Origin of the sequence: Streptomyces sp. NPDC047072 (assembly GCF_040643855.1) — a bacterium.
GTDB lineage: Bacteria > Actinomycetota > Actinomycetes > Streptomycetales > Streptomycetaceae > Streptomyces.
This window is the reverse complement of record NZ_JBEYVC010000264.1, coordinates 1-10641: the sequence shown is the minus strand read 5'-3', so window position 1 is coordinate 10641 and position 10641 is coordinate 1. Positions and strand designations below refer to the sequence as shown.

At 66.5% G+C, this 10641-nt stretch carries 10 protein-coding genes; 5 read left to right on the top strand and 5 right to left on the bottom strand.

Going from position 1 to position 10641, the window contains the following annotated elements:
- Window positions 1-141 precede the first annotated feature (141 nt).
- From ABZ896_RS50025 to ABZ896_RS50010, 4 genes are all read left to right on the top strand, one after another.
- On the top strand, window positions 142-903 hold the full coding sequence (locus ABZ896_RS50025) for an SDR family oxidoreductase (RefSeq protein WP_360945270.1): 762 nt from the start codon (window positions 142-144) through the stop codon (window positions 901-903).
- Between the two features lie 84 nt (window positions 904-987).
- Window positions 988-1944 carry an alpha/beta hydrolase gene (locus ABZ896_RS50020; protein WP_360945267.1) on the top strand — a complete coding sequence of 319 codons (957 nt, stop codon included), beginning with the start codon at window positions 988-990 and terminating at the stop codon, window positions 1942-1944.
- Window positions 1945-2118: 174 nt separating this feature from the next.
- Window positions 2119-2589: a CvpA family protein gene (locus ABZ896_RS50015; protein ID WP_360945264.1), complete on the top strand. Its 471-nt coding sequence runs from the start codon at window positions 2119-2121 to the stop codon at window positions 2587-2589.
- A gap of 228 nt (window positions 2590-2817) precedes the next feature.
- Window positions 2818-3621, top strand: a complete 804-nt coding sequence (locus tag ABZ896_RS50010) for a hypothetical protein (RefSeq protein WP_360945261.1) — start codon at window positions 2818-2820, stop codon at window positions 3619-3621.
- A 4-nt stretch (window positions 3622-3625) separates the two neighbouring features.
- On the opposite strand, the gene ABZ896_RS50005 is transcribed toward ABZ896_RS50010, so the two are convergent.
- From ABZ896_RS50005 to ABZ896_RS49985, 5 genes are all read right to left on the bottom strand, one after another.
- Window positions 3626-4390 (bottom strand): SDR family oxidoreductase, encoded by a 765-nt coding sequence (locus ABZ896_RS50005; RefSeq protein WP_360945258.1) that lies wholly within the window; start codon window positions 4388-4390, stop codon window positions 3626-3628.
- 54 nt (window positions 4391-4444) lie between these two features.
- Window positions 4445-5926 carry an aldehyde dehydrogenase gene (locus tag ABZ896_RS50000; RefSeq protein WP_360945255.1) on the bottom strand — a complete coding sequence of 494 codons (1482 nt, stop codon included), beginning with the start codon at window positions 5924-5926 and terminating at the stop codon, window positions 4445-4447.
- 212 nt (window positions 5927-6138) lie between these two features.
- The gene (locus ABZ896_RS49995; protein WP_360945252.1) at window positions 6139-6975 is read right to left on the bottom strand and encodes an ABC transporter ATP-binding protein; all 837 of its coding nucleotides are present in this window, start codon (window positions 6973-6975) and stop codon (window positions 6139-6141) included.
- Between the two features lie 45 nt (window positions 6976-7020).
- On the bottom strand, window positions 7021-8172 hold the full coding sequence (locus tag ABZ896_RS49990; protein ID WP_360945249.1) for an ABC transporter substrate-binding protein: 1152 nt from the start codon (window positions 8170-8172) through the stop codon (window positions 7021-7023).
- Window positions 8124-9002: an ABC transporter permease gene (locus tag ABZ896_RS49985; RefSeq protein ID WP_360945246.1), complete on the bottom strand. Its 879-nt coding sequence runs from the start codon at window positions 9000-9002 to the stop codon at window positions 8124-8126. Before ABZ896_RS49985 ends, ABZ896_RS49990 begins: the two co-directional genes overlap by 49 nt.
- A gap of 807 nt (window positions 9003-9809) precedes the next feature.
- Between ABZ896_RS49985 and ABZ896_RS49980 the strand changes: the two genes are divergently transcribed.
- A complete protein-coding gene (locus ABZ896_RS49980; protein WP_360945243.1) occupies window positions 9810-10247 on the top strand; it encodes a pyridoxamine 5'-phosphate oxidase family protein in 438 nt (145 codons plus the stop codon).
- Window positions 10248-10641 lie beyond the last annotated feature (394 nt).

Genomic DNA, 10641 nt, shown 5'->3' with positions numbered 1-10641 from the left:
TCGCCGAACGTCTCTACGCCATCCACGCCCGGCGCGACGGCTTCCGCCACTACTCCGAACCACTGCCCGACTGAACCCGCCCGCGCCGTCCCCGCTCAGGAAACGGCCGATCCAATCGAAAGGAGCCCCCTCTTGGGCACGATGACCGAGCCCTTGTTCACCGGAAAGGTCGCCTTCGTCTCCGGAGCGGCGTCCGGCATCGGACGGGCCACCGCCGTCGCCTTCGCCCGAGCAGGTGCCGATGTGGCTCTTGCCGACCTCTCCAAGGCGGGCCTGGCGGAGACCGCGCGGCTGGTCGAGGAGGTGGGAGGCAGGGCACTGACCCTCGTCTGCGATGTCACGGACGAGGACGACGTGACAGCGGCCCTGGACAGCACCCTGAAGACGTTCGGACGACTCGACGCGGCCTTCAACAACGCCGGTGTCGAACAGCCGGTCAAGCACGCCGTCGACATCTCCAAGGGCGAATGGGACCGGGTGCTGGGTGTGAGCCTCACCGGCGTGTTCCTTTGCATGAAGCACCAGATCGAACTGATGCTCCGGCAGGGAACGGGCGCCATCGTCAACGTCTCCTCCGGCGCCGGGGTCAAGGGCTTCAAGGGGCAGGCGGCCTATGCCGCCGCCAAACACGGAGTGATCGGCCTGACTCGCTCCGCCGCCCTCGACTGTGCGCCGTCGGGGATCCGCGTCAACGCCGTCTGCCCCGGCATCGTCGACACCGAGATGATCGAGCGCTTCGCGGAGAGCACTCCCGGCGGTCGTGAAGCTCTCGTCGCCGACGAGCCGATCGGCCGTCTCGGCACACCGGACGAGATCGCCGCGGCCGTGCTGTGGCTCTGCTCGGACGCGGCCTCCTTCGCCACCGGCCACGCCCTGGTCGTCGACGGCGGCCAGACCGTCTGAGCCGCCCGCGGTACGCGCCGGCTATACCCAGAGAAAACAAGTGACACCGACTCGCAAGAGTCTTTGATCCAAGGAGCGATGAACATGCCTTTGCAGGACGACGGATACACCTTCGTGCTCTCCGACGACGTCACACGGACCCCTGTCCGTTACAAGAACCGCTACGGCATCGAGATCGCCGCGGATCTGTACCGCAGCGTGGATCTCGACGAGTCGATTGCCCACCCGGCGGTCGTCATCGGCCCGCCGCACGGTGGGGTGAAGGAGCAGGCCCCTGGGGTGTACGGCCAGGAGCTGGCCCGGCGCGGGTTCGTCGCCGTCGGCTTCGACCCGTCGTACAACGGTGAGAGCGGAGGCGAGCCCCGCCATGTCACCTCACCGGAGCTGTTCGCCGAGGACTTCAGCGCGGGCGTCGACTTCCTGGGCACCCTGCCCTACGTCGACCGCGACCGGATCGGCGTCGTCGGGGTCTGCGGCAGCGGCGGGTTCGCGCTGAGCGCCGCGCAGGTCGACACACGGATCAAGGCCGTCGCCACATCGGCCATGTACGACATCAGCCGTGTCGCGCGCAACGGCTGGCAGGACACCACGAGCGACGACGAACGCCGCAAGGCGCTCGACGAGATCGCGGCGCAGCGCTGGAAGGACGTCGACGCGGGCGAACCCGCGCTCACCCCCACCTTCCCCGCCGAGATCCCCGACGGCCTCGACCCGATCACCAGCGAGTTCTTCGAGTACTACGTGCCCACGTCCCGTGGCCACCACCCGCGGTCCATCGGCGGCTTCGCGGTCACCAGCACGGTGTCCCACATCAACTTCGGGCCGCTCCGCCACCTCCCGGACATCGCACCGAGGCCGATCCTGCTCATCACCGGCGAGCACGCGCACTCCCGCTATTTCAGCGACACCGTCCACGAGGAGGCGACGGGTCCCAAGGAGCTGGTGGTGGTGCCAGGGGCGCGGCACATCGACCTCTACGACCGCACCGACCTGATCCCGTTCGACAAGTTGGAGTCGTTCTTCTCCACGCATCTCAAGTAGCGGTTCCATCCTGGGAAAGGGTTTCCCAGGATGGCGAAGAATTCCCTCGCGGCGCAGTGTATTCCCTTTTCGGCGCGGAGCGATGTGGCTCACATTCGGGAACGGGAAGAACGCTGCCGGGCGTCATTCCTGTCCCGGCCCGATTTTCGGGCTCGGACAGGAAAGGAATTCTTCGTGACACTGCTCGACCTGCTCATCCTGCTGGCAGTGCTGTTTCTCGCCGTCTCCGGCTATCGGCGTGGACTCGTGGCCTCCTTGGTCGTGTTCACGCTGACCGCGGCGGGCGCACTCCTCGGCCTTGCTCTGCTTCCCCGGATCCTCGACAGGGTCGGTGACTCCGCCGCGGTCGTGAATACGACCGCCGTGGTCACCGTGCTGATCCCGGCCGCGCTCGGCACCGCGGTGGCCCGACGTCCCGCGTACTGGCTGCGCGGCCGGGTTCTGGCACGCGGCCCACTGCGCACGCTGGACGGCGCCGCCGGCGCGCTGGCCGGGGCCGCCGCGCTGCTGGGTGTGGTCTGGATCGCGGGCAACGCGGCTCTGGATTCTCCGCACACCTCGACCGCCGTGCAGCACCAGATACGTGAGTCGACGACCATACATGCCCTCGCCGCGGCTCGTTTGCCGCATGCCGTGACCGAGTAGTCGACGCCTTGCGTAGAGCAAAGGGGGAGAGTTCGCTCCCTGGATGTTCTTTTACCCGGAGCGGATTCTCCTCTTTTCGCGCACGCGCCCGCGTGTGAGGGTCGGCATCGAATATTACCCATGGATCACGCATTCCTGTGCGTGGTCTTTGAAGCACTGACAGGACGCAGAGAACATGTGCAAGGCCAGCTCCATCACGGGTGCCGATCGAGGTTCTGCGAGGCGTCCATGACGACGTCGACGCTGGACCGGCCGGCCGCCACGGCCCTGCCCGATCGCCGACCGTTCGTTCCTGAGGTACTGACGCCCGTCGAACGCCCTGGGAACCGAAAAGTCCGCAGGGCGTTGTGGTGGGCCGCGTGCCTTCTCTGCGGTGGCGCGGTCGGCCTCGTCCTCGCCGTGGTCGGCACCCTGCGCGGGCGGGTGCCCTCTCGGCGGCGGCTGGCCGCGGTCGGGGTAGGCGCGGTGGCGCAACTGGTGCTGGCCGGCTCCTTCGCGGTGACCGGGCCCCAGGACGGCGGTGGCGTGTGGGAGACCACGCGCGCGGCGGTCAACGCACCGGTCTCCGGAGCAGCCCTGCTCTACGGCGTCGGCAAGGGCGGTGAGGTGTACCAGAACGACAACGGGACCACCGCCGTCGTCCTGGACGAGGGCGTTGTCCGCGCCGGCACCATGTTCGGCACCGTCTTCCTCACCGACCAGGACGTGGAGGACGAGACGCCGCGCACGGAGCGCCTGTCGGAACATGAGGCCCGGCACGCCGACCAATGGGCGGCCTTCTCGATCGCCGCCGGGCCCGCCGCGTTCCCCACGCTGTATGCCCTCGACGAGACGTTCTTCCCTGGCGCGTTCAACCACTTCGAACGCCTGGCCGGCCTGGAGGACGGCGGCTACGACACACCGTCGGACTGCCCGTCCATCGCCGGCCAGTTGACTCTCGTCTCCTTGGCCCTGCTCGGTGGCTCGGTCCTGGTCTTCCGGCGCAGGTTGCGCACATCGCGCGGGGGCCGTACAGCGGGGGAGGGCGCATGAGCCGTCAGTGGAAGGTTCGTCCGCCGTCCGCCGCGAGCGCCGCCCCCGTCACGTAGGAGGAGTCGCCGCCGGTGAGGAACAGGATCACCTGGGCGATCTCTTCCGGAGCGGCGAGCCGCTTGAGGGCGTAGTGCACGGCGTTGTCGCGGTGCCCATCGGCCATGGCGGTGTCGACCATACCCGGGCAGACGCTGTTGACGCGTACGCGGGGCGCGAGTTCGGCGGCCAGCGCCCGGGTGAGCGTGATGATTCCGCCCTTCGACGCGGCGTAGGCGGTGTAACCCGGCGAGTTCGGAAGCAGGCCCTGTCCGGAGGCCATGTTCACGATGGTCGACCCGGCTTCCTGCGCGAGCCACGGCAGGCACGCGCGGGACACCAGGTACGTGCCGGTGAGGTTGATGTCCAGGACGCGTCGCCACTGTTCGACGGGTACGTCCGCCACCATCCCGCGGTACATGATCCCGGCGCAGTTGACGAGCCCGTCAATGCCGCCGAGCGCCGCAGCGGCCTCTTCTGCGGCCGACGCCACGCCCTCCTCGTCGGTGATGTCGAGCGGGAGGGCGGTCGCGCCGGTCTCGGCCGCCGTGACGGCGAGGCCGTCGGCGTCACGGTCGAACAGGGCCAGGGCAGCACCTTCCCGAGCGAACAGGTGCGCTACTGCGCGCCCGATGCCGGCAGCGGCACCCGTGATGACGATGCGCCGACGGCTCAGTCGTCCAGTGGGCGGGGTCTCGCTCGCTGCGGCCGAGGAATCTGTTGCGGTGTTCAAGGACGCGCTCCTGCCGAGGGACTGCTGGGACGGTGATGCATGCGCTGGTGGCTGTCAGCGCATGACGAACGGGTTGACCGGCGGTCCGTCGTCCGTGGAGACGACGACGCTCCTCGTCTCGAGGTACTCGTCGATGGCTTCGATGCCGTGCTCTCGTCCGAGTCCGGACCGCTTCGTCCCGCCGAAGGGGACCATGTAGCTGTACGTGCGGTACGTGTTGACCCAGACGGTGCCGACCTGGAGTGTCTTCGACATGCGCAGGGCGCGGGCGATGTTCGTGGTCCAGACACCGGCGACAAGACCGTACGGGATCTCGTTGGCGAGCCGGACGGCCTCCTCCTCGTCGGTGAACTCGATGACGGACAGGACGGGCCCGAACACCTCCTCCTGGGCGATCCGCATGTCGTTCCGGACGTCGACGAGGATGGTCGGTTCGACGAACTGACCGGCACCGAGGTCGGGGCCGGTGGCAGGCTTCCCGCCGAGCACGCAGCGGGCGCCGTCGGCGCGGGCGATATCCAGGTAGTCGATCACCTTCCGGTACTGCGGCGGGGTGGAGATCGGACCGACGTTGGTGCAGGGGTCACGCGGGTCGCCCATGCGGATGCCGGAGGCGAGATCGATGAGCTTCGCGAGCAGCTTGTCCTTGACCGAGGTGTGGACGAGCAGGCGGGAGCCGGCCGCACACATCTGTCCGGCCGCGCCGAAGATGCCGGACATGACACCGGTGGCGGCCAGGTCGAGGTCGGCGTCCTCGAACACGATCGTGGGCGACTTCCCGCCGAGTTCGAGGGCGACCCGCTTCAGGGACTTGGCCGCGCTCTGGTAGATGCGGATTCCGGTGGCGTCGGACCCGGTGAACGCGATCTTGGCGACGTCGGGGTGGTCTACGAGGGCGGAGCCGACGTCCGCGCCCAGTCCGGTCACGACGTTGAACACGCCCGCCGGCAGACCGGCCTGCTCGATGAGCCGCGTGAGTTCGAGGGTGCTCGCCGAGGCGAACTCGGAGGGCTTCACCACGACCGCACATCCGGCCGCCATGGCCGGAGCAGCCTTGACCGTCGCGAACCACAGGGGGGAGTTCCAGGCGGTGAGCGCGGCGACGACCCCGATGGGTTCCCGTGTGGTGAACGCGAACGCGTTGGCCTTCTCGGTGGGAATCGTGGCCCCTTGAACCTTGTCGGCGAGGCCCGCGTAGTAGTACCAGCACTCGGCGACCGACGCGATCTGCCCCTGGACCTCGGTGAGCAGCTTGCCGTTGTCCCGGACTTCGATGTCGACGAGCCGCTCCGCGTTCGCCTTGATCAGGTCAGCGACACGGCGCAGGTACCCGCCACGTTGCGAAGCCGACAGCGTCGCCCACGGGCCGGTGGTCATCGCCCGCCGGGCCGCGTCGACGGCACGGTCTGCGTCCGCGGCCGTGCCGGCCGGGATGACGGCCCACGTCTCGCCGGTGTACGGGTCCGTACTGTCGAGTTCTTCACCCCCTGCGGAATCGCCCCACTGCCCGTCGATGTACATCTGATACCGCTGCACTGACTGACTCTCCTTACTGGCCCTACTGGTCGCGTTGCTTGCCTGGTGGTCGCGGACTGATCCCACGCTCGGGTGCCGGGTGAAGACGTGGAGTGCCGGCCGGCGTACGGCAGCGGGCGGGGCTGCTGTGACGGCAGCCCTCGCGCCGACTGATCGCATCTCGAGTCGTGAACCACCGCCGACCCGCTGTAGCCGTCGCGTCCGGAATCGGATCAGGCAGTACCGCCATGAACGGTGGGCGCCATCCCGTGGAGCACTCCCATTTCCTCGAACAGGGCATAGATGTGGTCCGCGTACTCCGCGAACTCGCGGGATCCCGCCAGGGAGATCGGCCGCGGCCTCGGCAGGTCCACCGAGATCTCCTCGATGATCCGACCGGGGTTCGGGCTCATCACGAAGATCCGGTCGGACAGCCCCACCGCCTCTTCGACACTGTGCGTGATGAAGAGAACGGTGGGCCTGGTCCGCAGCCAGAGCGCTTCCAGGTCCGTCCTCACCTGCAGGCGCGTGAGGGCGTCGAGCGCGCCGAACGGCTCGTCCAGCATCAGAACCGGCGGTTCATGCACGATCGTGCGCACCAGCGACACGCGCTGCCGCATCCCGCCGGACATCTGCCGTGGATACTTGTCCACCGCCGACTCGAGGTGAAGCTGCTTGAACATGTCGAGGGCCCGGCTGCGCAGCACCCCCTTGTCGAGGCGACGGATGTCGGCCTGGAGCAGCACATTGTCCAACGCGGTCCGGAAGTCCAACAGCAGATGGTCCTGGAACGCGATGCCGATGTCGGTGAACGCCTTCGTCACACTGCGACCGCCGATTTCGATGTCGCCCGAGGACCTGGACAGCAATCCACCGACCATCAGCATGAGAGTGCTCTTGCCACAGCCGGAGGGCCCCACGATGGAGACGAACTCTCCGGGCTCGATCTCCATGGAGACCGGCTTCAGCGCCTCGAACTCATTGGCCGAACCCTCGCCGTAGATCTTCGTGACGTTCCTGATGGATATGGACTTGCCGGTTGTCGCTGTCACTTCCGGTGTATCAGTCATGATCCCAACTCTTCCTGTACGGCCTTTTCCACCCTGCAACGACCCCTAGCGGCAAGAAGTCAACGCGCTTCGAGGCGGCAGGTAGTCGTAGGAAACGAACTTGGTCGGGTCAGGAGCGTTCGAAACGAGCTTGGCGCGCTCGAGAAGCGTCATGGTGCTCTTCCAACGAGCCGCCTCGGCAAGCCCGATGTACTGGGCGTCGCCTGCACAAAGCAGGGGAAGAAGGACCGACAACTCCGTGCGCGCGTTGTCCTCGACCGTGTTCGGCTCCAACTTCTTGATGTCGGCGAGCGCCTTGTCCGGATCGGACCGGGCCTCACTCCATCCCTGGAGGCTGTCCGCGACGACCTTCTTCACGATCGAGGGGTTCTTCTCGGCGTAGCTCTTCGTCGTGAAGATCGAGTGCGCAACCGAGTTGACGCCGTGGTCGCCGAAGGCGAAGTCCGTGAAGCGCGCTCCCTGGGACGCCAGGGCGACGTGCGAGTCCTGGCCGCCGACAATCGCGTCGACCCTGCCGGCGATCAGCGAGGGGGCCATGGATTCGAAGGGCATGGTGACGATCTTGATGTCGTCCTCGGTCAGCCCTCCCGACTGAAGGAAGATCGGAAGGAGGAAGGAGTAGGCGCCCTCTGCGGGGACAGCCACGGACTTGCCCTTGAGGTCCTGGATCTTCTTGATCCCCGAGGAGTTGAGCACCTGCATCGCGGTGTTCGTCGCCTGGTTGATGGTGGCCACGACGAGCAGCGGGGCACCCTTCTGGACTGCCTGAGTGATCGCCACGGAGTCCGCGATACCCATGTCCGCCTTACCGGTGGAGACGAGCTGAACCGTGGTGCCGGAACCCTTGCCCGGCGTGAGGGATATGTTCAACCCGTCCTTCTGGTACAGGTCCTCCTCCTCGGCGACGGCGAAGCCTGCGGTCGACGGCGACCAGGCCCAGTGCAGTTGGAAGGCGACGGACGATCCGCCGCTTGCTGCTTGCGTCGCCGACGACCCGCAGCCGCTGAGGAGCGCAAGGGCCGACAGGACGGCTGCCGATGCCAGGACTCTCTTCGTCTTCATGATTCTGCCTCTCACCATTTCGGTGCTGCTTCGGTTGATGCGCTGGGCCCTCGCGAAACCCAGACGTTCGGACATCGCCGTGATTTCTACTTCTTGCCGCGCTTCTGGCGGCGCTCCCAAGGAGTGAGCCACCATTCGAGCGCCTCAATCAGATAGTTGATCGCGATGCCGATGATGGTGAGAACCACCAGAATGGCGAAGATGTACTCGGTGTCCAGCTGGGAACTCGCCCTCAGCAAGGCATAACCAAGACCCTCGTTCGAGCCGAGGAACTCCGCGACGAGAGCGCCCGTGATCGCGATGGTCGCGCACGTCTTGATGCCCGAGAAAATGATGGGCAGGGCCGCCGGCAACCTGAGGTTCCAGAAAGTCTGGAACCTGGAGGCCCCCATCGAGCGCGTCAAGTAGAGGAGCCTGTCGTCAAGGCTGACGAATGCGGCGATGCTCGACATGAGAAGCGGAAAGAACGCGATGAGCACGACCAAGGTCACCTTGGTCTGCACGCTGAAGCCCAGCCACACCACGAGAAGAGGAGCGATGGCGATCTTGGGGACGAGCTGGGTCAGCATCACCACGGGGTAGACCGTCTGCTTGGCAACCTTCGAAAGGGCGATCAGGAGTCCGACCGGAATGCCGATCGCGAGACACAGCAGCAGCCCGATCCCCAGTGCCTTCAGCGTGGGCAGCGCCTGGGCCAGAAGATTGTCCCGCTCCGCGATCATTCGGTTGAGAACGGCCAGAGGGCTGGGCAGCAGGTAGGAAGGAATGGCGAAGACTTCGACGGCCGCCGCCCACAGCAAGATGATGGCGACGAAGGTCGCAGGTGGCAGGGCGGCCCAACCGGCTGACGCGAGCGCCTGCCTCTTGGCCCGACCGCCCGACCGCACTCGTCGGCTGTCGTTCGCCGCCGATATGGCGCGGGCGCCGGGCCTGCTCCTCTCGGCCGGGGGACTGGTGTTCGCCATGGACATCTCCATTGATGGGTGAGCTGTGGGGCTGTGTCTCAGGGGTCCTGAGAAGTGGCGCGGTCGCACCTTGAGGTGGCGCCGCCTTGATCGGCTCGTCTGTCGGCTCGGCTCTGCCCGATGCACTCGCATGTCCCGTGCTGGCTTCGAGGTGCCGACCACACTGACGATTGAAGATATCCCGCATTGTGAGAATGTCAACGGCTAGCGTCGATCTTCTCTGAAAATGCCCAGGCTGCCCAGGTCATGAGGTCTTGGCCGGGTTGTCGGGTCAGGCGCAGCCCGGCAACGCGAGCCGGCTGTCCTGCCTGGACTCGTGGAACCCGGTTGATGGAGTGGCCGACTCCTGGGGTGCGCCAGGCGGGCGTGAGGGTCGGCGCTGTGGTCCGCTGCGCAGAGGGCGAGCTGATCGCTGGAGTGGTTGGCTGGAATCTCGGGAGCGGCGCCCGTGCGGGCGAGGGCCGACCTCTCTGCACTCCGGGGATGCCCTGGGCTAACACCGAGCACTCGTAGGGTCACCGGGTCGCTCACCCGGCGTCCGCCCGAGTTCGCTCGCCGAGGGCGAAGCCCTCGCGGCGGATTTGCCCGGACAGACCGATTCGCGCGGCCTCGCCGTGGCATAAAGAAGATCAATCGGCAACTCCACGTGCGAGCCGAGTTTCGACCCTCTACGGAAGACGATCCTGCTCCCGTGAACTCCGCTTGCCTCGTTTGCCGACAGGCGCGTGGCACCATGTTGGACCAGGACCAGGAGCCCTAGGTCGAAGGTCGGATTCCAACGGATCCCGGCGAGAAGAAAATGAACGGGTGACCTCTCCTGCGTTCGATGTGGATTCCTTCCTCAGTCAGCCGCTCACCGCGCGCATCGCGACCCACGGACCGACCGTGCGCCCCGTGTGGTTCCTGTGGGAGGACGGAGCCTTTTGGGTCCTGACGGGACCGTGGGCCAGGCTCTTCGGCCACGTCAGGTCAAACCCCAGGGTCGCGCTCGTGGTCGATGTCTGCGACATCGCAACAGGCCTTGTCCAACAGGTGATTGCTCGTGGTGATGCCGAACTCGTTCCCTTCGACGTACCGCGAGGTCGGCGCAAGCTCGTTCGCTACCTGGGTGCGGACGAGTCCCGCTGGGACGAGCGGTTCGTCCACTACCTGCACGACAGCCCCAGTGAAAGGGGAGCCATGTGGTTGCGGCTGGTTCCCGACTCCCTCACGGCACAGGATTTGAGCTACTCCAGCACCGCATGACCGACGATGACTGCTCCCGTGATCGCTGCCAGACCTCGGCGAACCCGCAGAATTCCCTCGGTGGATCGATGATGAGGAATTGCCCCGAAGTAAAGAAATGACGGAGGCCCCTTCTGTCGCTCCCCGCAAGGGGAGATCTCCATCACAGTAGGGGAGCTATCCAGGGAGAATTTTCTCCCCCCTTTGATATGCGGTGGCAGCTACACCCCTCAGATACTCTGAACTTCAACCCAGGCTCAGAAGGCCTCGACCGTTGTTGAGGAAAGGCCGGATCACCAAACGTCGACAGTGCGGATTTCCGACGAGGGAGGGGGCCCGCGTGCTCATCGACACGTACGGCCGGCAGGCCACCGACCTGAGGGTCTCGCTGACCGACCGCTGCAATCTGCGCTGT